Origin of the sequence: Marisediminicola antarctica, assembly GCF_009930795.1 — a bacterium.
Taxonomy (GTDB): Bacteria; Actinomycetota; Actinomycetes; order Actinomycetales; family Microbacteriaceae; genus Marisediminicola; species Marisediminicola antarctica.
The window spans coordinates 668,902-690,225 of record NZ_CP017146.1 but is presented as its reverse complement, the minus strand read 5'-3'; the positions used below and the strand labels follow the sequence as shown (position 1 = coordinate 690,225).

19 protein-coding genes are annotated in these 21,324 nt (G+C 68.9%); 10 read left to right on the top strand and 9 right to left on the bottom strand.

Features of this window, described 5'->3' with window-relative positions; genetic code table 11:
- Positions 1–413: 413 nt before the first annotated feature.
- Positions 414–1,601, top strand: coding sequence for an integrase catalytic domain-containing protein (locus BHD05_RS03260; protein ID WP_161885160.1), 1,188 nt, complete (start codon positions 414–416; stop codon positions 1,599–1,601).
- 105 nt (positions 1,602–1,706) lie between these two features.
- Positions 1,707–2,801: an alpha/beta hydrolase gene (locus tag BHD05_RS03255; protein WP_161885159.1), complete on the top strand. Its 1,095-nt coding sequence runs from the start codon at positions 1,707–1,709 to the stop codon at positions 2,799–2,801.
- Between the two features lie 326 nt (positions 2,802–3,127).
- On the opposite strand, the gene BHD05_RS03250 is transcribed toward BHD05_RS03255, so the two are convergent.
- Positions 3,128–3,355 carry a hypothetical protein gene (locus BHD05_RS03250; RefSeq protein ID WP_161885158.1) on the bottom strand — a complete coding sequence of 76 codons (228 nt, stop codon included), beginning with the start codon at positions 3,353–3,355 and terminating at the stop codon, positions 3,128–3,130.
- Complete coding sequence (locus BHD05_RS03245) at positions 3,355–5,058, bottom strand: PspC domain-containing protein (protein ID WP_161885157.1); 1,704 nt, start codon at positions 5,056–5,058, stop codon at positions 3,355–3,357. The genes BHD05_RS03250 and BHD05_RS03245 overlap by 1 nt, the downstream gene beginning before the upstream one ends.
- A gap of 104 nt (positions 5,059–5,162) precedes the next feature.
- On the opposite strand from BHD05_RS03245, the gene BHD05_RS03240 reads away from it, so the two are divergent.
- Both BHD05_RS03240 and BHD05_RS03235 read left to right on the top strand, forming a co-directional pair.
- Positions 5,163–6,548, top strand: coding sequence for an ATP-binding protein (locus BHD05_RS03240; protein ID WP_161885156.1), 1,386 nt, complete (start codon positions 5,163–5,165; stop codon positions 6,546–6,548).
- Positions 6,545–7,189: a LuxR C-terminal-related transcriptional regulator gene (locus BHD05_RS03235; protein ID WP_161885155.1), complete on the top strand. Its 645-nt coding sequence runs from the start codon at positions 6,545–6,547 to the stop codon at positions 7,187–7,189. The genes BHD05_RS03240 and BHD05_RS03235 overlap by 4 nt, the downstream gene beginning before the upstream one ends.
- Before the next feature lie 368 nt (positions 7,190–7,557).
- Here BHD05_RS03235 and BHD05_RS03230 read toward each other — a convergent pair whose 3' ends face one another.
- The gene (locus tag BHD05_RS03230) at positions 7,558–8,037 is read right to left on the bottom strand and encodes a PPOX class F420-dependent oxidoreductase (protein WP_161885154.1); all 480 of its coding nucleotides are present in this window, start codon (positions 8,035–8,037) and stop codon (positions 7,558–7,560) included.
- A 429-nt stretch (positions 8,038–8,466) separates the two neighbouring features.
- Here BHD05_RS03230 and BHD05_RS03225 point away from each other — a divergent pair, with 429 nt between their 5' ends.
- The 3 genes from BHD05_RS03225 to BHD05_RS03215 are packed head-to-tail and all read left to right on the top strand — an operon-like array spanning position 8,467 to position 11,037.
- On the top strand, positions 8,467–8,925 hold the full coding sequence (locus tag BHD05_RS03225) for a GNAT family N-acetyltransferase (protein WP_161885153.1): 459 nt from the start codon (positions 8,467–8,469) through the stop codon (positions 8,923–8,925).
- A 28-nt stretch (positions 8,926–8,953) separates the two neighbouring features.
- Positions 8,954–9,985 (top strand): GDP-mannose 4,6-dehydratase, encoded by a 1,032-nt coding sequence (gmd, locus tag BHD05_RS03220; protein ID WP_161885152.1) that lies wholly within the window; start codon positions 8,954–8,956, stop codon positions 9,983–9,985.
- A complete protein-coding gene (locus BHD05_RS03215) occupies positions 9,982–11,037 on the top strand; it encodes a GDP-L-fucose synthase family protein (protein WP_161885151.1) in 1,056 nt (351 codons plus the stop codon). The genes gmd and BHD05_RS03215 overlap by 4 nt, the downstream gene beginning before the upstream one ends.
- Here the strand turns inward: BHD05_RS03215 and BHD05_RS03210 are convergent.
- From BHD05_RS03210 to BHD05_RS03195, 4 genes are all read right to left on the bottom strand, one after another.
- On the bottom strand, positions 11,034–11,990 hold the full coding sequence (locus BHD05_RS03210) for an L-lactate dehydrogenase (RefSeq protein ID WP_161885150.1): 957 nt from the start codon (positions 11,988–11,990) through the stop codon (positions 11,034–11,036). The two genes, BHD05_RS03215 and BHD05_RS03210, sit on opposite strands and share 4 nt — an antisense overlap.
- Positions 11,991–12,460: 470 nt before the next feature.
- Entirely contained in the window at positions 12,461–12,850 is a 390-nt protein-coding gene (locus tag BHD05_RS03205) for a nuclear transport factor 2 family protein (RefSeq protein WP_161885149.1), read from the bottom strand.
- Positions 12,847–13,824 (bottom strand): agmatinase, encoded by a 978-nt coding sequence (gene speB, locus BHD05_RS03200; RefSeq protein WP_236966723.1) that lies wholly within the window; start codon positions 13,822–13,824, stop codon positions 12,847–12,849. The genes BHD05_RS03205 and speB overlap by 4 nt, the downstream gene beginning before the upstream one ends.
- A 67-nt stretch (positions 13,825–13,891) precedes the next feature.
- Positions 13,892–15,472, bottom strand: coding sequence for a purine-cytosine permease family protein (locus BHD05_RS03195; RefSeq protein ID WP_161885147.1), 1,581 nt, complete (start codon positions 15,470–15,472; stop codon positions 13,892–13,894).
- A 66-nt stretch (positions 15,473–15,538) separates the two neighbouring features.
- Between BHD05_RS03195 and BHD05_RS03190 the strand changes: the two genes are divergently transcribed.
- The 3 genes from BHD05_RS03190 to BHD05_RS03180 all read left to right on the top strand — a co-directional run bounded on the left by BHD05_RS03190 (position 15,539) and on the right by BHD05_RS03180 (position 17,292).
- A complete protein-coding gene (locus BHD05_RS03190) occupies positions 15,539–16,207 on the top strand; it encodes a cyclase family protein (protein ID WP_161885146.1) in 669 nt (222 codons plus the stop codon).
- Between the two features lie 25 nt (positions 16,208–16,232).
- Positions 16,233–16,781: a helix-turn-helix domain-containing protein gene (locus BHD05_RS03185; RefSeq protein WP_161885145.1), complete on the top strand. Its 549-nt coding sequence runs from the start codon at positions 16,233–16,235 to the stop codon at positions 16,779–16,781.
- A gap of 175 nt (positions 16,782–16,956) precedes the next feature.
- Positions 16,957–17,292, top strand: a complete 336-nt coding sequence (locus tag BHD05_RS03180; RefSeq protein WP_161885144.1) for a hypothetical protein — start codon at positions 16,957–16,959, stop codon at positions 17,290–17,292.
- Positions 17,293–17,316: 24 nt separating this feature from the next.
- On the opposite strand, the gene BHD05_RS03175 is transcribed toward BHD05_RS03180, so the two are convergent.
- Both BHD05_RS03175 and BHD05_RS03170 read right to left on the bottom strand, forming a co-directional pair.
- Positions 17,317–17,535 carry a hypothetical protein gene (locus BHD05_RS03175; RefSeq protein ID WP_161885143.1) on the bottom strand — a complete coding sequence of 73 codons (219 nt, stop codon included), beginning with the start codon at positions 17,533–17,535 and terminating at the stop codon, positions 17,317–17,319.
- 158 nt (positions 17,536–17,693) lie between these two features.
- On the bottom strand, positions 17,694–21,110 hold the full coding sequence (locus tag BHD05_RS03170; RefSeq protein WP_161885142.1) for an efflux RND transporter permease subunit: 3,417 nt from the start codon (positions 21,108–21,110) through the stop codon (positions 17,694–17,696).
- Between the last annotated feature and the right edge of the window lie 214 nt (positions 21,111–21,324).

Genomic DNA, 21,324 nt, shown 5'->3' with positions numbered 1-21,324 from the left:
GAGGAGTTCTGGGTTGTTGTCATTGCATGGCAACGCTGAGCTCGGTTGAGCTCGCACTACTAGAACCCGGGCAGTCAAGATCGAGCGGACAGAAATCCGCACAGAAAACCGATCGGGGCCGTTTCACATACATTGTGAATGTCTCACCCCACGCAGAGTTCGCGCACACGGAGTCCATATCCGATTGGTGAAGTACCGGCCCAACTGACTTACAAACCCATCCGCGAGATCGCGGTGTCAAGAGCCGACCTACATACGTTACACGGCGCGGGCAGATCATGCCAGCTTCCGCGTTGACTCATAAGAAACCTCCGCGTAGCACCATTCGTTGCCTCATGCGAAAACCTCCGCTTCGGCGTGGTTGAAGGGTTGAGTGATGGATGTGGGTTACGCCCGTTTCTATGGAGCTGACGATGACGCAGCGGCAGGCTGTGACGAAGAAGAAAGCGCTCGCGTACCGGAGCGCCGACCGGGCCGGCAAGTCCCGGATACTGACCGAGCTGGTGGAGCTGACCGGGTGGCATCGCGACTACGCCCGGGCCGCGTTGCGGTCGGCGTTGACGCTCAAGGCAGTCAAGCCCAGGGCGGGGCGGGCGCCGACCTACGGTCCGGCGGTGACGGGGGCTCTGGTGAGGTGCTGGGCGGTGCTGCGGGCGCCGGCTGGGAAGCGCCTCGCGCCGATGCTGCCGGTGCTGGTGCCGTTGCTGCGCCGCGATAACGAGCTCGACCTCACCGATGCCGAGGCGGCCCTGCTGGTGCGGATGAGCGCGGCGACGATCGATCGGCGGCTCGCGCCGGAGCGGGCGAAGCTGCTCTCTCGCGGTCGGTCACATACCAAGCCCGGGACGCTGCTGAAGTCGCAGATCCCGATCCGAACCTGGGCCGACTGGGACGACGCGGTCCCGGGGTTCGTGGAGATCGATCTGGTCGGCCACGAGGGCGGGAACGCGTCGGGCGAGTTCTGTTTCACCCTGACGGTCACTGACATCGCGACCGGGTGGACGGTGAACCGGTCGGTCAAGAACAAGGCCGAGAAATGGGTGTTTGAGGCGCTCATGCACGTGCGCCGGGTGTTCCCCTTCCCGATCATCGGCATCGATTCGGACAACGGGTCCGAGTTCATCAACCACCACCTGTTCGACTACTGCGTGGCGAACAAGATCACCTTCACCAGGTCGCGGGCGAGTCACAGCAACGACGGCGCCCACGTCGAGCAGAAGAACTGGACCCACGTGCGCGAACTCGTCGGCTACCACCGCTACGACACCCCGGCAGAGCTGGCCCTGCTGAACGAGATCTGGGAACTCGACCGGGTGTTCACGAACTACCTCCTGCCGCAACAGAAGCTCGTGTTCAAGCAACGCACCGGCGCGAAAGTGACCAAACGGTACGACACCGCGACCACCCCGCACCAGCGCGCCATCGCCCGCGAAGACATGCGGAAGATGCCGATCATCAGAATGAACGCCGAGTTCAAACGAGTCCACCCCGCAGCCCAGTCCCGGAAGATCCTCGCGCTCACCGGACAGCTCGAAACCCTCGCGCTGGCGAAGAAACCCGCGGCCGTGAAACCGCCCGTTAATCAGACATTCAGCGGCTGAGATCCACGGAGGTTTTCAACTGAGGCAATGAATCAACCTTCCCGGAGGTATTGACATGAGGCAACAGGGCTTCCGCTCCCTCGCCGGGGTAGGTTGAACCCAATCATGAAGGTCGCGGCTGGCACGCATGCCCGCGTGCTGGCGGCGTGCGTCGGTCTGGTCATCGTGCTGTCGGCATGCGCTCCGACCGGCGATGACTCCGAGCAGGTCGAGCGCGAGCCGGTGCCGTTCCCGGTGGTGCAGACCTACCCCGACATCGACGTGATCGAGAACCTCGCCTATGGAGCGGGGCCGGATGCCGGTGGCGCTGAGATTCTCGTGGACGTCTGCCTTCCCGAGGTGGCGACCAACCCGGCATCCGTCACGGTCGACCCCGCGGCGGCAAGCGGCGAGGCTGTCAGCGGCGAGGCGCTCAGCAGTGAGGCGCTCAGCAGTGCGTCCGCCAGCAGTGCGTCCGCCACGGACGAGACCATACCCGGCGAGGCCATCACCGCGTCGACTGCCCGCGCCGCGGTGCTGTCGGTGCACGGTGGCAGCTGGCGGCAGGGCGACAAGGCGGATCTCTACTGGCGCAGCGCCTGCCAGTGGCTCGCCTCGGAGGGATTCGTCGCCATCTCGGTCAACTACCGCCTCGCCCCGGCGAACCCGTACCCCGCCGCGATCGACGACCTGCGCCAGGTTGTGCGCTGGCTGCGGGACGACGCGCAGGTCGAGAGGTTCGACATCGACCCCGACCGGATCGGCGCATTCGGCGGCTCGGCCGGAGGCAACCTCGTCTCGCTGCTCGGCCTCGAGGGCACGGGCGACCTCACCGAAGGCTCGAGGGTCGCGGCGGTCGTCAACCTCAGCGGGCCGATCGACCTCACGACGAACGGGTTCGCGCTGGGCGGTGTCGTGCCCGCGTTCCGCCAGGTGCAGCTCGACTATCTCGGCTGCGCCAGCTACACAGACTGCCCTCAGGCGCTGCCGGCGTCACCTCTCTATTCGATCGACGGGAGCGATCCGCCGTTCTTCGTCGGCCACTCGCTGGAGGAGATGATCCCGGTGAAGCAGTCGGATGCCCTCGTCGAGCTGCTCCGCGGGGCCGGCGTCGACACGACCTACCTCAACGTTGAGGGAAATCTGCACTCGATCGCGATGCTCGACGACCCGATCAGGCTGCAGATCGCGGACTGGCTGCGGGACAAGCTCAAGCCGTAGCCGTAGCCGTAGCCGTAGCCCTCGCCCGCGAGCCGCCCATAAAGGCCGCCTCCAAGCGCCTCGAGGCCGCACAACTGGGCGACTCGCGGCCCCAAGAGCCCCAGAACCCCGAAAAAACCCGCGAGCCGCCCATAAAGGCCGCCTCCAAGGGTTTGGGGGCAGCCTTTGTGGGCGTCTCGCGGGGCGGGGCAGGGCACGGCGGGGCGGGGCGGGGCGGGGCGGGGCGGGGCGGGGCGGGGCGGGGCTGCACTGGCGGGTGCTCGGAGCATCCGACCCCGACGGGCGCTCGGGCGCTCAGACGCCCGGGCGCCCAGGCGCCCGGGCGCTCAGGCGCTCTCGTCGTGCGCCGAAGCTGGCTCGGTGGTCCGGCCCGACCGCACTACCGCTGCGATGATGCCGCCAAGCACGAGCATCCCGCCGACGGAGGCGATCGCGACCGCGGCCACAACTCCCCCGCTGAAGCCGCTGAGGTCGACGAACGTGCCGACGAGGAACAGGGTGGCGAAGCCGATGAGGATGGCGCCCCAGACAATGGTGCTGGATCGGGTTTTCATCAGCGGTCTCCTTCGGTGGTGATGGTCAGGTCTCCGGCGCCCACGATGACGTCGATGTTCAGCCAGCGGTCGGTGGCACCAGCGGTCTCGCCCTCGGGCCCGAACTCGAGCGTCAGGTCGTAGCTACCGGGGGCGAAGTCGCCGTCGGGCGTGCTGAGTGCGCCCCAGCCGACGATGGGGTCGACGGTGGCGAACTCGTTCCTGGGCAGGATCACCGTGATGTCGCCGAGCCCGCCGACAATGTCGACGCTCGCGGGGCGCGGGAGCGAGCCCGTCTGGCCGTCCCAGTAGCCGGTCAGGTCGATCACCGCGTCGCCGACCCCGACGACGAAGTCCTGGGAGCGGCCGTCTGCGTGGCTTGGCGCGAACTCGGTGTCGTCGCCGGCGATCGCCATGAACCGGGCCCCTCCCGCAACGAAGTCCACGGAGTTGAACCCATTCACGGCACCGGCCCCGACGAGTGCAATGGCGACCACGACGGCGAGCCCGCTCGACCCACCGCTGCGCTTGCCGCGGATGCCGTTGATCACGATGGCGGCGCCGAGCACGGCGAGCGCCGAGGCAAGGCCGGCAACCAGTCCCTGGGTGGTGAACGCGAATTCGCCGACCACGAGGGTGACCAGCGCGCCGACGACGAGTGCGAGGCCGATCGCGACGAGCGTGTAGAACGGATTCGACCGGGTGAGCTGGCGCTCCTCTCGGTAGGCGGCGGCGCGCTCCTCGCGGATGCGGCGCTGCTCCTCGGCGTGCGCTGCGAATGCCGCGCGTTTGGCCTCCTCCTCGGATTTGACGAACTCGTCGCGTTCCTGCTTGAACCGCGTCTGCTGCGCCGTCCAGGCTGCGAGCTCGGTCGCGTCGGTCGGCGGCGGGCCCGCCGGGGCTGTGGCCATCGGCGAGGTGGCGGCGGTACCGGGGGCGTTGTTCGGCGCGTAGCTTGAGGCGGTGGTTGGCGCGCTGGTCGGGAATGCGCCCGGGCTGGATGCTGCGGACGAGCCCGGCATCGAGTAGGCGGGCTGCCCGTAGGCGGGCTGCCCATAGGCGGGCTGCCCATAGGCGGGCTGCCCATAGGCGGGCTGCCCGTAGGCGGGTGACGCGGCATCCGCCTGTTGCGCCGAGCCGCGTCCCGATCGGCGGACGATCCAGATCACGAACCAGATCGCGGCCGCGATGATCGCGAGCGTCCAGACGGCGCGGGCGAAGCCGCCGAAGTCGCCGCCACCGATGTAGGGCAGACCCCAGCCGATGTCGCCGAACCAGAAGCCTGGCAGCAGGGAGAGCAGCACGAGCAGTCCGGCACCCGCGACAGCAGGCTCGAAGTCTCCGCGGCCGAGCTCCTCGGCGTGGATCCGGCCGGTCCGGTCGGGCAGCATCATCCACGCCGCCGCGTAGGCGAGCAGCAGCGGGGCGCCGAGCACGGCAAGGACGACCACGATGCCGCGCACGATGATCGGGTCGATGCCGATACGGCTGGCGATGCCGGCGCAGACGCCGCCGATCCAGCCGGGCTGACGCGGGATGTCGAGCGAGCGCATCCACGAGAAGAAGCGGTTGCTGCGGGGCGGGGTAGCGCCGGAGGGGGCGGCCGGGGGGGTCTCGGGCTGGGGCTGGGGCTCGGGCTGGGTGCCGGACGGGCTCTCGGACTGGGTCCCGGGACGGGTCTCGGGCTGGTCGGAGGGGTTCTCCGGGTTGGTTTCAGTGGGCATGATCCGATGCTGGCAGCGCGGACGCACCCCGCGCCATCAGGGTTCACCCTGAACGCACCCTGACTGCATACCCCGAAGACCCTCCGCCGTGGTTGGATTTGGCTGTGACCCAGACTCCCCCGGCGCCCGAGTCGGCGCCCGCACCCGCGATGCGCCGCCCGCGCGCGGCAGTGTTGGGCGGGGTCTGCGCCGGGCTCGCCGACCATCTCGGCGTGCCGGTGGGGCGGATGCGGCTGCTCGCGATCGTGCTGACGTTTCTCGGGGGCGCCGGGGCGCTGCTGTACCTGTGGCTGTGGGCGCTGACTCCGCTCGAGATTCCAGCGGGTGGCGGTGCCGCCGTGCACCGCTCCTTCCCAGCGGGTGGCGGTGTCGCCGTGCACCGCTCCTTCCCGGCCGCGCCCGTGCTGCTCGGCCTCGCCGGTGTGAGCGCCCTTGCCTCGCTGGTGATCGCGGTCGGCGAGCCCGGGGCCGACCCGGCCGTCGAGGTGCTGCTCACGATGGCCTTCGCGGGAGGCGCCGTGACCTGGAGCCTGCTGTTCGACCGGCACGACCCGCGGAGGTCGGACCGGTACGGGTTTCAGGTGCGCACAGCATCCGCGGCGCTCCTGCTCCTCACCGCGGTTCTGCTGCTGCTCACCGACCCGCGCGCGCAGACCGCCGTGCTCTCGGTCGTGATGATCATCGCCGGTATCGGCGTGCTCGTCGCCCCGCACGTCGTGCGCCTGTGGACCGAGCTCCTGGCCGAGCGCAGCACCCGGTTTCGGCAGGAGGGCCGCGCCGAGGTCGCCGCGCACCTGCACGACTCGGTGCTGCAGACCCTCGCCCTCATCCAGAACCGGGCGGGTGCCTCGAGCGAGATCGCCCGCATCGCCCGCGCCCAGGAGCGGGAGCTGCGCGACTGGCTCTTCGCTGGCACCACCCCGAGCGATGCCGACTTCGCCGCCGAGCTGCGTGAGGCGGCGTCGGAGCTCGAGCTGGAGCATCCGGTGCGCTTCGAGGTCGTCACGGTCGGCGATTTCACCGACCGGTCCTTTCCGGCGGTGCTGGCCGCCGCACGCGAGGCGATGCTGAACGCGGCCCGGCATGTCGGCGGCGATGTCTCGGTCTACGTGGAGCTGTCGGCCTCCGCGATCGACGTGTTCGTGCGCGACCGCGGCGCCGGCTTCGACGTCTCGAGCGTGCCGGATGGCCGGCTCGGCGTGCGGGAGTCGATCGTCGGCCGCATGGCCCGGCACGGCGGACGGGCGAGCGTGGTCTCGAGCGATTCGGGCACCGAGGTGCGGCTGCATCTGCCGCTGGGTGGCGCGCAGTCGGCGGCTGGGCCGCCGGCCGTGCAGGTGGCTGCGCCGCCGGCCGCGCAGGTGCCGCAGCCGGTGCCCGCGCATCACGTGGCCGGCGGCGCGCAACAGGTGCCCGCGCACCCCGCCGCCGTGCAACCCGCCGCCAGCATCCTGCCCGCCAACCAGCCGACCCCGGGAGGCTCCGCATGAAGGTACTCATCGTCGACGATCACTCGATCTTTCGGTCGGGACTGCGCGCCGACCTCGCCGAGTTCATCGAGGTGGTCGGCGAGGCGGCAACCGTCGACGAGGCGCTCGCGCTGATCGAGCAGACCTCGCCGGAGGTGGTGCTGCTCGACGTGCACCTGCCCGGCGGAGAGGGCGGCGGCGGTGCCGAGGTGATCCGGCGCAGTGCGCGGCTGCTGGGCAGCATCCGGTTCCTCGCGCTGAGCGTGTCCGACTCGGCCGAGGACGTCGTCGGCGTGATCCGCGCGGGGGCCCGCGGCTACATCACCAAGAGCAGCTCCGGGGCCGAGGTCTCGCGCGCCGTCGCCGCCGTCGCCGCCGGTGACGCGGTGTTCTCGCCGCGGCTGGCCGGTTTCGTGCTGGATGCGTTCGGCGCGGTCGCCGGGGAGCAGGCCGAGACGAGCGACGAGCTCGACCGGCTGAGCGCCCGCGAGCGTGAGGTCATGCGGCTCATCGCGCGCGGCTACGCCTATAAAGAGGTCGCCGCCGACCTGTTTATCTCGATCAAGACGGTGGAGACCCACGTGTCGGCGGTGCTGCGCAAGCTGCAGCTGTCGTCGCGGCATGAGCTGACCGCGTGGGCGCTGGAGCGCAAGCTGCTGTAGCGGGAGTCCCGCAAGCCACGTCAGGCCACACATCTGGGCAACTCACGGCAGATGCCGCCATCCACCCCCGCGAGTCGCCCACCAATGCGACCCCCAAGCCCCGTAAGGCCACACATCTGGGCAACTCACGGCAGATGCCGCCATCCACCCCCGCGAGTCGCCCACCAATGCGACCCCCAACCCCCGTCAGGCCACACATTTGGGCGACTCACGGCAGATGCCGCCATCCACCCCCGCGAGTCGCCCACCAATGCGACCCCCAACCCCCGTCAGGCCACACATTTGGGCGACTCGGCGGGAGGGGTTCGGGCGCTACCTCGCGGGAACGGGGAGGGGCCGGGCACTACCGCGCGGGAAGGGGTCGGGCGCTACTGCGCGTCGAGGCGCGCCGCGATGTCGGCCGGGAAGCCGCCCGTGGCGATCGGACCCCAGCGGGTGGGCGTGATGCGGATGAGCGACTTGTCCTGGATCGCCATCGCGGCGCGGTATTCGTCCCAGTTAGGGTGCTCCCCCGCGATGCAGCGGAAGTAGTCCACGAGCCCGTCGGCCGCCTCAGGCATGTGCAGCACCTCGGCGTCGCCGTCGACCTGCACCCAGGGGCCGTCCCAGTCGTCGGACAGCACGAGCACCGAGGCGCGGGAGTCCCGCTCGGCATTGCGAGTCTTGGAGCGCTTCGGGTAGGTCGAGATGACGAGGCGCCCGTCGGCATCGACGCCACCGGCGACCGGCGACATCTGGGGGCGGCCGTCGGCGCGCGTGGTGGCGAGCAGCATCCGGTGACGGGGGCGGACGAAGTCGAGCACGTCGCCGAGCTCGACGCGGGTGGAGGTCGCGATTGTTCTAGCCATGCTTTCGAGGGTAGCCGCCCAAAATCGACCGATCACTTTCATCATTCAGGAGTTTGATGGCCTACCACTCGACAGCCTGGTCTGATTGGGTCCGGCACCTTTCTCATCATTCAGGAGTTTGAGGGCCCACCAGTCGACCGCCTGGTCGATTTGGGTCCGGCACGTTCTTCATCATTCAGGAGGTGACGGCACCCGGTCTGGTGCCGGGCGATCGTAAGTTGCGTGAAACGTTCGATTCGTGCACCGGATGCACGGATGGGCGCAACTTTCCGGCATCCGCCCACCCGTGCGCGCAGCCGCTCCTGAATAATGAAAGCCGTCCCCCAGCCGCCCTGCCCGGCTGACTCCTGAATGATGAAAGCCGTCCCCAGCCACCCCGAGCCACCCGCCAGCCACCCCGGCTGGCTGACTCCTGAATAATGAAAGCCCATGCAGATCTCCATCGCCGTCGAAGTGCCCCGCCAGCCCGAGCTGATCGAGCTGCTGCGGCTCAGCGACGAGTTCGCGCTGGCCCTGTACCCGCCCGAGAGCTGCTACATGCTCGACGTGGGCGCGCTCGAGGCCGACGGCGTCACCGTGTTCGTCGCCCGCACCGAGGCGGATGCTGTCGGCATCGCCGCCCTCGTCGACCGCGGCGACGGCTCGGGAGAGATCAAGCGGATGTTCGTGCACGACTCCGCCCGCGGCCGCGGAGTCGCCCGCGCGCTGCTCGCGGCGATCGACGAGGCCGCCCTGACCTGCGGCATCCACACCCTGCAGCTCGAGACAGGCCCCGAGCACGTTGAGGCGATCGCGCTCTATCTGGCGAGCGGATTCGCCGTGATCCCGAACTTCGGCCAGTACCTCGGTGACGAGTTCAGCATCTGCATGGAGAAGGCACTCACATAGACTGCACTTTGGTTTAAAGGAGACTTCTATGGCCAAGCGCGCCTTCATCACCGGTATCACCGGCCAGGACGGCTCCTACCTCGCGGAGCTCCTTCTCGCCAAAGGCTACGAGGTGCACGGCCTCATCCGCCGGGCCTCGACGTTCAACACCTCGCGCATCGACCACCTCTACGTCGACCCGCATGACCCCGCCGCGAAGCTGTTCCTCCACTACGGCGACCTGAGCGACGGCGGACGCATGGCGACCCTGCTGGCGAAGATCGAGCCCGACGAGGTCTACAACCTCGCCGCCCAGTCGCACGTGCGCGTCTCGTTCGACGAGCCGGAGCACACCGCCGACACCACGGGTACGGGCACGGTCCGCCTGCTCGAAGCCGTGCGAATGGCCGGCATCGACACCCGGTTTTACCAGGCGTCAAGCTCGGAGATGTTCGGTGCTACCCCGCCGCCGCAGAACGAGGAGACCCCGTTCTACCCGCGCTCGCCCTACGGCGCCGCCAAGGTCTACAGCTTCTGGATCACCAAGAACTACCGCGAGGCCTACGGCATGTTCGCCGTCAACGGCATTCTGTTCAACCACGAATCCCCTCGCCGCGGCGAGACCTTCGTGACCCGCAAGATCACTCGCGCCGTCGCCGCCATCCAGGCCGGCAAGCAAGACCATGTCTACCTCGGCAACCTCGACTCGGTGCGCGACTGGGGCTACGCCCCGGAATATGTCGAGGGTATGTGGCGGATGCTGCAGGCCGACGAACCCGAGGACTTCGTGCTCGCTACCGGCGGCAGCTTCACCGTGCGCGACTTCGTGGAGGCATCGTTCACCCGGGCCGGGCTCGACTGGGAGAAGCACGTGAAGTTCGACCCGCGCTACCTGCGGCCCACCGAGGTCGACGCCCTCGTCGGCGACGCCTCCAAGGCGCGCGAGAAGCTCGGCTGGGTGCCGGAGGTCGACACCGCGGAGCTCGCCCGCATCATGGTCGACGCCGACATCGAAGCGCGGCGGCACGACGGGAGCCACTGGATCGACTCCCCCAAACTCGCCTCCTGGGGCACTGAATGACACCAGCCGACCTGACCCCGGCCGAGCCTGCACCAGCCGACCTGCACCCGGCAGGGCCTGCACCAGCCGACCTGACCCCGGCCGAGTCTGCCCCGTTCACCCCCGGTCGGCTCGACCGCGACGCCCCGTTCTACATCGCCGGCCACCGCGGACTCGCCGGCTCGGCGATGTGGCGCCTGCTCGAGGCCGAGGGGTTCACCAACCTGATCGGCCGCTCCTCAGCGGAGCTCGACCTGAAGGACCGCGCGGCAGTATTCGCGTTCTTCGAGCAGACCCGGCCCCGCTATGTGGTGCTCGCGGCCGCGAAGGTCGGCGGCATCATGGCCAACAACACCTACCCGGTCGACTTCCTCAGCGAGAACCTGCAGGTGCAGGTGAACGTGATCGACGCGGCCATCGCTGTCGACGTGGAGCGCCTGCTGTTCCTCGGATCCTCTTGCATCTACCCGCGACTCGCTCCTCAGCCGATCACCGAGAACGCGCTGCTCACCGGCTACCTCGAGCCCACCAACGACGCCTACGCGATCGCCAAGATCGCCGGGATCTTCCACATCCAGGCCGCGCGCCGACAGTTCGGCAAGCACTGGATCTCGGCAATGCCGACCAACCTCTACGGGCCCGGCGACAACTTCTCGCCGCAGGGCTCCCACGTGCTGCCCGCGCTGATCCAGCGCTACGACAACGCCGTCAAGTCGGGCGCGACCACCGTGACGAACTGGGGCTCCGGCACGCCCCGGCGCGAGTTCATGCACGTCGACGACATGGCCGCCGCCTTTTTGCACCTGCTCGAGCACTACGACTCCCCCGAACAGGTCAACGTCGGGACCGGCCAGGACTCGACCATTCGCGAGATCGCCAAGACCATCGCGCGCGTCGTCGGCTTCACCGGCGACACGCTCTGGGACACCGACAAGCCGGATGGCACGCCCCAGAAGCTGCTCGACGTGTCAAAACTCGCGGATGCCGGCTGGAGCGCCCGAATCGACCTCGAAGACGGCGTGCGCAGCACCGTCGACTGGTACCACGAGCACGTGGCGACACTTCGGCGCTAGTGCCCGATCGACACCGCTGACGCCCGCAGTGCCTCGGCGGAGGCCTGCAGCTGGCCGAGCTCCACAGCATCCATCGGCACATCGAGCACCCGCTCGACGCCGCCCGAGCCGACGATCGACGGCACACTGAGCGCAACCCCATCGATGCCGCGATAGCCCTCCAACACCGAGCTGACCTGCATGACCGCGCGCTCGCCGCGCAGCACCGCCTCCACGATGCGCGCGCCCGACAGCCCGATCGCATAGTTGGTGGCGCCCTTGCCGGCGATGACCCGGTCCGCGGCGTGCACCACGTCGTGCCGGATCTGGTCGAGCACGTTCGGCGGGAAGACCAGCTCGCCGTCGGTGTCGGTCCACTCGCGGATCGGCGTCGGGCCGATGCGGGCGCCCGACCAGAGCGGGAACTCGGTGTCGCCGTGCTCGCCGACGATGTGCGCGTGGACGCTCCGGGCAGCGATGCAGGCCCGCTCGGCGATGAGCCAGCGGAGCCTCGCGGAGTCGAGCAGAGTGCCGGAGGAGAAGACCCGGCCGGCGGGCAACTGCGCGATCTGCTGCGCGACGACCGTGAGCACGTCGCACGGGTTCGTCACGAGAAGGTAGACCGCGTGCGGCGCGCGCTCGAGCAGCTGCGGCATGAGCTGCTCGAGAATTCCGGCGTTGGTTGCGGCGAGGTCGAGCCGGGTCTGGCCCGGATTCTGCTTCGCGCCCGCCGTAATGACGATCATGTCGGCATCCGCTACGACGTCGATGTCTCCCCCGCCGCTGATGCGGGAGGTGCCGGTGAACGGGGTGCCATGGGCGAGGTCGAGCACCTCGGCCTCGGCCTTAGCCGCGTTGACGTCGTACAGCACGACCTCGCGGGCCGAGTTACGGATAAGGGCGGCATAGGCGAGCGAGGTGCCGACGCTGCCGGCGCCGATCACGGCGAGCTTCGTGTTTCCGGAGGCTGTCATGTGCTCATCTTGTCAGCACCGGGCCTATTGGACTCAGTCCACTCGTCAGGGTCGCGGCTATTTCAACCTTCGGCGCTCGGCGCGTGCTGGCCCACAGCTCGCATGTGCCGCCGAACTCGGGGCTCAAGGGCGCGGCTGCTCCAGCCATCAGCGCTGAGAGTACGCGAAACGGCGCCTCCCCATGCCGGGGAAGAGCCGAAGTACGTACTCTGGCGCCCGCGGAGGCGCGTGCTGGCCCACAGCTCGCCTGTGCCGCCGAACTCGCGGCTCAAGGGCGCGGCTACTCCAGCCATCGGCGCTGAGAGTACGCGAAACGGCGCCTCCCCATGCCGGCCAAGAGCCGAAACACGTACTCTCGCGCACGTAGGCCACGCAGGCCACGCAGGCGCGTGCAGGCGCACGTAGGCCACGCAGGCGCACGCAGGCGCGCGTGCTAGCCCGAAGCTCGCCTGCGCCGCCGAGCCCGCGGATCAGGGGCGCGGCGACAGGTGCTCGTGCACCGCGAGCCAGCGCGTTCCGCGCTTCTCGAACACGATCGTCTCCCGCTCGAGCATCGTGTCGACGAGGCCGTCCATCTCGACCATAGTCTCGACGTCGTGGGTGAAAATGCCAAAGCCGTCGCCTGTCTGCACGTGGTGGTTCGTTGAGATGCAGCCGAGCACACGGAATAAGTTCTCGGTCTCCCACTTCGCCCACAGCGTCTCGTAGGCCGCCCTCGACTCGAGCCGTTCGGGCGTCGAGTAGAAGATGAACGAGGCGTCCATGGCGAAGCCGTCGAAGTAGCGCAGCGGGTCGTGTGAACCGAACGCCGCAACGATCTGTGCCGCCGCTGCGAGAATCTCGTCGTCCTTGACCGTCATGCCGATCCCTCCTGCGCCTTGAGCCTCTGTGTCTGGATGGCCATGCTCGAGATGAGCTCGTAGACCACGTGCGCCGCCGCGATCCCGGTGATCTGTGCATGATCGTAGGCGGGTGCGACCTCGACGATATCGGCCCCGACGAGGTTTGTCGACGACAGGGCGCGCAGAATCGCGAGCAGCTCGCGGCTCGTGAAGCCGCCTGCCTCGGGGGTTCCCGTGCCCGGTGCGAACGCGGGGTCGAGCACGTCGATGTCGACCGACACGTAGACCGGGCGGTCGCCGACGCGCGCCAGCATCCGCTCGATCATTCCCGCGACGCCGATGCTGTCCATCTCGGTGGCGTGCGCGATCTGAAAACCGAGGTCGCCGTCTTCGGTGAGGTCGTCGGCGGAATAGAGCGGACCGCGGATGCCGAGGTGCATGCACGAGTCCGGGGCGAGCAGCCCCTCCTCGGCGGCCCGGCGAAACGGGGTGCCGTGGGTGTAGTCGGCGCCGAAGTAGGTGTCCCAGGTGTCGAGGTGCGCGTCGAAGTGGATGACCGCGAGCGGCCCGTGCACCTCGGCCGTGGCCCGCAGCAGCGGCAGCGCGATCGTGTGGTCGCCGCCGAGCACGACGAGCCGCGACCCGGCCTGCAGGTGAACCGCTGCGGCCTCCTCGATCTGCATGAGCGCCTCGGCGATGTCGAACGGGTTCGCGGCGATGTCGCCGGCATCCGCCACCTGCAGCAGCGCGAACGGCTGCACGTCTTGCGCGGGGTTGTACGGTCGCAGCAGCCTGGACGACTCGCGGATGTGGCTCGGGCCGAAGCGCGCGCCCGGGCGGTAGCTCACCCCGGAGTCGAAGGGAACGCCGACCACGACGACATCCGCCGCCTCGACCTCGTCGATGCGCGGCAGTCGCGCAAAGGTCGGCGCGCCCCCGAAACGGGGCACGATCGTCGCGTCGACCTGGCCGAGCTTGCCGCCCGTGGTCAGGCGCGGGATCGGCCGCTGCGCTGGGGGGTGGTCCGGCCGCTCGTCCCGCAGCTCGTCCGCGGTCGCGTCAGCCACGGGGGGAGCTGGCGTCGGCACGGGCGTCGGCGCGCACCTGGGCGCGGGCAGCCTGCGAGGCATGGTCGAGCACGACCTCCCGCTCGGTGCCGGGAATGGAGCGCACGACCCGCGGGCCGCTCGGGCCGAACGAGTAGGACGGCTCGGGGAAGATCAGAAGCGCCCCGATGTAGACCACCGCCGCCGTGCCGATCGCGACGATGAGGCTGAGGTCGACGCCGCCCGCGGCGTTCGCGAATGGTCCGGAGATCACGGGCGGGAAGTAGGCGAACAGCAGTCCGAGCGTCGCCGCGGCGATCCAGGCGACCATGCCGCGCCAGTTGACGCCGCCGTTGTACCAGTACTTTCCGCCGGTTTCGCCGCGGTTGAAGACCTGAAGCATGCGGGCATCGTACTCGCCGCGGTGCACGAAGTAGCCGATCGCCATGATGATCATCCACGGGGTCGTCGTCACGATGATGGCGCCGACGAAGGCGTTGACCGCGCCGAGCAGGTCGAAGGCGAGGCGGCCGACGAGGATGAAGACGAAGGCGAGTGAGCCGATCGCGATGGTCGCCTGTACCCGGCTGAATCGCGGGAATACCGACGAGAAGTCGAGGCCGGTGCCGTAGAGCGACGTCGAGCCGGTCGAGAGCCCGCCGATGAAGGCGACGAAGATCAGCACGACCGCGTACCAGGGCGGGGACGCTTGGATGAGGGCGACGACGTAGTCGACCTCGCCCGCCACGATCGTGGCCGTGGCGACGCCGAACAGGAACGGCACGAGAGTAGCGAGCTGCCCGAGCAGGGTCGCGGCGAACAGTTTGCGCGGCGGCGTGCTCTTCGGGATGTAGCGCGACCAGTCGCCGAGGAACGCACCGAACGAGATCGGGTTGCTCATCGCGATGAGCGCGGCGAGCACGAACGTCGGCCAGAAGGAGCCGAGGGCGTAGGCATCCGGCCCCGGGTTGTAGCTCGGGTCGAACGTGGTCGCGAACGCAACGAGCGCGAGCAGGAAGAGCAGGGTGTTGGCGATGACCGCGGTCTTGTTCACGAGCAGCATGAACTGGTACCCGTAGACCACCACGATGATGACGATCGCGCCGATGATCGCGTAGATCACCGTTCGCAGGCCGATCGAGTCCTCGACGCCGGCCAGGCGGGTGAGCGCGCCGACGATCGCGTCGCCGCTGACCCAGACCGAGATCGAGTAGAACGCGATCGCGGTGAGCAGGGAGAGGAACGAGCCGACGACCCGGCCGCGCACACCGAAGTGGGCGCCGGAGGAGACGGCGTTGTTCGTGCCCGTCTTTGGCCCGAACAGGCCCATCGGCATGAGGATGACCGCACCGAGCAGCACGCCGGCGACCGTGGCGAGCACGGCCTCCCAGAACGACAGGCCCAGGGCGATCGAGAAGGTGCCGAGCAGCACGGTGGCGAACGTGTTCGCGCCGCCGAACTGGATGCGGAACAAGTCGAATGGCCGCGAGGTGCGGTCGGCGTCGGGGATCGTGTTGATGCCGTGCAGCTCGACCTCGGTCGCCTTGGGGCGCGGGTTGAGGGTCACAGTGGCGTCGTTGCCGTGCTGGGTCATGGATGGCCTCTTCTCTTGGGTGAAATAGTAGGGCCGAAGTTGCCAGTTAGGCAATATTGTTTTCTCATGAGGATAATCAAGGTCGTGGATCTGTCTGTCGTCGTCGGCGCCGGAACGCAGGTGTACCCGGGCGACCCGGAGCCCCGGCTGACCCCGCACAGCACCGTCGAGCGCGACGGCTTCAACCTGCTCAGCGTGGAGATGGGCTCGCAGACAGGCACCCACGTCGACGCCCCGTACCACTTCGACGAGTCGACCGAGAGGATCGACGAGGTGCCGCTCGAGCGGTTCGTCGGCCGCGGCGTCATCGTCGACGCGACCGACCTCGGCCCGCGCGGTGTGATCACCTGGGCGCATGTCGAGCCCGTAGCCGACTCGATCGAGCCCGGATGCATCGTGCTGCTGCACACCGGCTGGAGCCGGCATTACGGCACCGCCGCCTACTTCGACAACCCCTACCTCGACGCCGGCGCCTGCCGTGAGCTGCTCGCGCGCGGGGTGCGCACCTTCGGCATCGATGCGATCAATATCGACGAGACGCCCGACTCTGAGCATCCGGGAATCGGGTTCCCCGTGCACCACCTCATCGCCGACGCTGGCGGCATCATCTGCGAGAACCTCACCGGGCTCACGGCCATCGATTTCGCGCAGCCGCAGATCTCGCTGCTGCCGATCGCCCTCGAAGCGGCAGACGGCGCGCCGGTGCGGGCTGTTGCAATACAGTTCGGGGAGTAACACCGGGGCAAGAAACGGACGAGTGATGGCAGAACAGGTTTTGATCGGGGCGCGCCTGCGGGCCGCGCGGCTGTCGAAGGGGCTCACGCTCGGCACCGTCGCGTCGGTCACCGGGCTCACCCAGGGCTACCTGAGCAAGCTCGAGCGCGACCATGTCTCACCCTCGGTCGCGTCGCTCGTGGCCGTCTGCGCTGCCGTCGGGCTGCGCGTCGGCGACCTGTTCGAGCCCCCGCCCTCGGCGATCGTGCGGTCCGGCGAGGGCACCCTCATCAACTTCGGGGCGCACGACGCCCGCGAGTACGTGATCACACCCGGCGACCAGACCCTCATCGAGGTCATCCACTCGTTCGTCGAGCCGGAAGGCAGCGGCGGATCGACCCAATACGCGCTCGACTGCGACATCGAGTTCATCTTTGTCGTGTCGGGCACGCTCGACCTGATCCTCGGCGACGAGGTTCTCTCGCTCGGCGCCGGCGACGCCATGACGATGCGCGGGCGGGAGCCGCACACTTGGCGCAACCCGTCGACGGAGGTCGGCTGCGAAGTGCTCTGGATGCTGGCGCCTGCGCCGTAGCGGCTTGTCCGGCCCGGGCGTACCCGTTCGACGGGGTTTCGCCAGCGCGGAGGCTGTGCCTACGCTTGTTTCAGAGTTGGCCGCATCCCAGCGGAACGACCACGCTTGACCAGCCGACAGGAGGAACAGCCATGGCCGCACAAACTGATCCAACGCGAGAGGTACGGGAGCTCTGATGGACGTCATGCAGCAGGTCACCTCGGGCATGCGTGTTGTCGACTCCGATGGCACCGAGGTCGGCGAGGTGGAGAACTTCAAGATGGGCGACGAGGAGGCCGTCACCTCCCGCGGACAGCGCGACCCCGACAACGGGGGGATTCTCGAAGGCCTCCTCGATGCTTTTCGGGAACGCTCGACTGTCTCGCCACAGGAGGCCGAGCGGATGCTGAGGATTGGCTACGTCGTCATCGACCGCAAAGGCCTGTTCGCGGGCAACGACCACATCGCAGCGGACCGGCTCGACCGGGTCGAAGACGACACCCTCTGGCTGAAGCCCGGGGCAGCGGAGTAGCCGCCGAGCAGCATCCACTGATTTCTACCCCAGGTGCACCGAGCGGCGGCGACGGCCAGACTCGACCTCGACCAGGCCCAGACGCTTCTCCTCGCGTCGCTCCTTCGCGCCCTCGACGAGGTAGTACAGCACAGGCAGCACGACGAGGGTCAGCGCCGTCGACGAGATGAGCCCGCCGATCACAATAGCGGTGTCGAAGTCATGGCACCCGCAGCATCCGCCCCCGCCAACATCCGTGCGCACCCGCGACCACGCAAGCGAACGCGCCCATTTGTAGCAACCGCGCCCGGCCGACCGGGCGCGAATGCCACGAACAGGCGCGAACACTCCCGCACCTAGCAACCGCGCCCGGCCGACCGGGCGCGAATGCCACGAACAGGCGCGAACACTGCGATCCAGACCTAGCCCACGTGCGCCGAGCGGCGACGGCGGCCCGACTCGACCTCGACCAGGCCCAGGCGCTTCTCCTCGCGTCGCTCCTTCGCGCCCTCGACGAGGTAGTACAGCACAGGCAGCACGACGAGGGTCAGCGCCGTCGACGAGATGAGCCCGCCGATCACAATAATGGCGAGCGGCTGCGAGATGAAGCCGCCGGTTCCGGTGAGGCCGACCGCGAGCGGCAGCAGCGCGAAGATCGTCGACACCGCCGTCATCAGGATCGGCCGGAGCCTGCGGCTCGCTCCCTGAATGATGGCGTCGCCGACCCTGAGACCCCTCTCCCGGTATTGGTTCACGAGGTCGACGAGCACGATCGCGTTCGTCACGACGATGCCGACAAGCATCAGCACGCCGATGAGCGACGGCACTCCGAGTGGGATTCCGGAGATCACCTGCAGCACGATCGCGCCGGTCGCCGCGAACGGGATCGACACGAGCAGCAGCAGCGGCTGGCGCAGGCTCTTGAACGTGGCAACCATGACGACGTAGACGATCAGGATCGCCACCAGCAACGCGAGCCCGAGCTGCTGGAACGCGTCGGCCTGCTGCGCCGTGACGCCGCCGATCTGGGCATCCGCGCTCGCCGGCAAATCGGCATCCGTGAGGGCCGCCTGCACCGCGGCGGACGCGGTTCCGACGTCGTCGCCGTTCGGGGTGATGCTGATCGTCGCCGCACGGATTCCCTTGACGGTCGTGATGCTCGAGGGGCCGTCGACCTGCTCGACCGTGGCGACCTCGCTGAGCGGGATGATGCCGCGGGCGCTCGGGATGCCGAAGTCGCGCAGCTCCTGCACCGTGGTCGGGGCGTCAGGGTTCGTGATGTAGATCGAGAGGGTCTTCTCGTCGATCACGACGGATCCCACGGCGGCGGGCAGCTTGCTCTCGGCCACGATCGCGCCGACGGCGATCTCGCTGAGCCCTGCCTGGGCGGCGAGCTCGCGGTCGACGTTCACCGCGAGGTACGGCTGGGCGTTGGACAGGTTGCTGGTGGCCTCGGCGGTGACGTCGAGGTCGCGGACCGTCTCGAGCACAGCATCCGACGCGGCGCCCAGGTCGGCCTGCCCGTTCGCGGTGATATTGATCTCGATGTCGGAGGAGGCGAAGCCCGAGGCGGCCGCTGCAAGGGACACCTCGCCGACGTCGTCGAGCTCGGCGAGCGCGTCGCGCACGTCGGCCTGCAGGGCGACCTGGTCGACCTCCGGGTCGGTCGTCAGCGAGAAGGTGATGTTGCTGCCGCCGAGGAACGCCTGGCGGATCGAGTCGTTTCCACTTCCGAGCGACAGTTGCACGACGTCGACGCCGTCGAGGTCGAGCAGGGCCTGCTCGACCTTGGTCGCGGCCTCGTCCTGCGCCTCGAGGCTCGTCCCGAGCGGAACCGACTGGCTCACCGTGAGCGTGTTCTGACCGCTGTCGCCGATGAAGTTGGTCTTGAGCAGCGGGATGAGCGCGGCCGTGCCGCCGAGCACGAGGAGCGCGATGAGCATCGTGGCGACGGGGCGGGCAAGGGTCCAGCGGATGATCGGCAGGTAGCCGCGCTGCAGCCGCGTCGGCTTCTCCGCGAGCTCGTCGGCGGTGAGCTGGGCGGTGGTGCGCTGGGCGGTGGTGGGCTGGGCGGTGGTGGGCTGGGCTGTGGTGGGCTGGGCGGTGGTGGGCTGGGCTGTGGCGGGCTGGGCGGTGGCGGGCCGGGCTGTGGTGGGCTGGGCGGTGGCGGGCTGGGCGGTGGTGGGCTGGGCGGATGCTGGCGCGAGGCTGACAGCGGGGCTGGCAGCGGGGCTGGCAGCGGGGCTGGCAGCGGGGCTGGCAGCGGGGCCCGGGTTGGTGTTGGCGGCGGCGTTGGCGTTGGCGGCGCTGGCAGCATCCGTCCCCTCGGCGACGGGCGCGGCGTGCTTGCGGGCCTGCGGGGCGCGCAGGAACCAGTAGGCGAGCACGGGCACGATCGTGAGGGCGACGAACAGCGAGGCGGCGAGCGCGATCGTCACGGTGAGGGCGAACGGGCGGAACAGCTCGCCGGTAATGTCGCCGACGAGGGCGAGCGGCAGGAACACGGCGACGGTCGTGACGGTCGACGCGGTGATCGCGGCGGCGACCTCCTTGACGGCGGTGGAGATCGCGACGAGCTTGGTCTCGCCGAGGCCGAGGTGCCGCTTGATGTTCTCGATGACGACGATGGAGTCGTCGACGACGCGCCCGATCGCAATGGTGAGCGCGCCGAGGGTGATGATGTTGAGGGTGTAGCCGGCCGCGTACATACCGATGAAGGTGATGAGCACCGATGCGGGGATTGAGATCGCGGTGACGAGGGTCGCGCGCACCGAGAGCAGGAACACGAGGATCACCAGCACGGCGAAGAGCAGGCCGAGCGCGCCCTCGGTGGCCAGCGACTCGATCGACTGCTCGATGAACGGCGCCTGGTCGAAGACGACGGTGAACTGGGTGTTGTTGGCGAGGGCATCCTCGAGTTCGGGGATGAGCTCCTGCACCGCCTCGGACACCGCGACCGTGTTGCCCGCTGGCGTCTTCGTGACCGCGATCGTGAGCGAGGGCTCGCCGTTGACGCGGGAGATTCCGGTGACCGGCTCGTCGGCGACGGTGACCGTGGACACGCTCGCTATCGTGACGACGCTGCCGTCGGTGGAGGTGGCGCCGACGAGCGGGAGCTGCCCGATCTCGTCGGCCGAGCCGAGGCGTGCCCCCGTCTGCACGGTGAGCGTCTGGTCGTTCTCGGTGATCGCGCCAGCTGGCAGCAGGGTGCCGTTGGCGTCGAGGGCGTCGCGGATGGCCTGGTTGTCGACTCCGGCGGCGGCGACCGCGGCGGCATCCGGGGTGATCTGGACGCGCTGCTCGCTGACGCCGAGCAGGTCGGCCTCGCGCACACCCTCGAGACCCTGGATGTCGTTGAGCGTGGAGTTCTCGAGCTGGGCCGTGAGCTCGTTCGGCGACAGGTCGCTGGTGACGGCGATCTGGATCACCGGGAGGTCTTCGATGCTTCCGGTGACGACCTGCGGGTCGATGCCGTCGGGAAGCAGCGACGAGATGCGGTTGATCGCCTGGGTGACCTTCTGGTCGGCGGTGGCGATGTCGGTGCCGTAGGCGAAGGTGGCCGAGACGGTGGAGAAGTTGGTGTTCGAGGTCGCAGTGGTGCCCTCGAGCCCGGGGACACCCTGGATCGCGGTCTCGATCGGGGTGCTGACGTCTTCGTTGACGACCTCGGGCGCGGCGCCGGGGTACGGCGTGACGACGACCAGCTGGGGGAAGGACACGCTCGGGATCAGCTCCTGCTTGAGCAGTCCGAGCGAGATCGAGCCGAAAACGGCAACGACAATGGTGACGAGGGCGATCAGTGCGCGGTTGCGCAGGCTGAATACCGACAGAAAATGCACGAAGTGTCTCCCGAGGCTCGGCGCCGCTCCGCGGCGCTCGACTAACGAGCACGACCGCGTGCCCCTCGTGAATTGTGTCACCCGTGACTGAGAGTCTGCGCACTCCCGTGGGGGTGATTGGTGGGGAGACGACCCGCGCGGGTGAGCCTCCGCAGGAGATTCTGCGGCACGCCGCCGAAGCTGGCGCGACAGCTCGGCGTGGCGCAGAATCTCC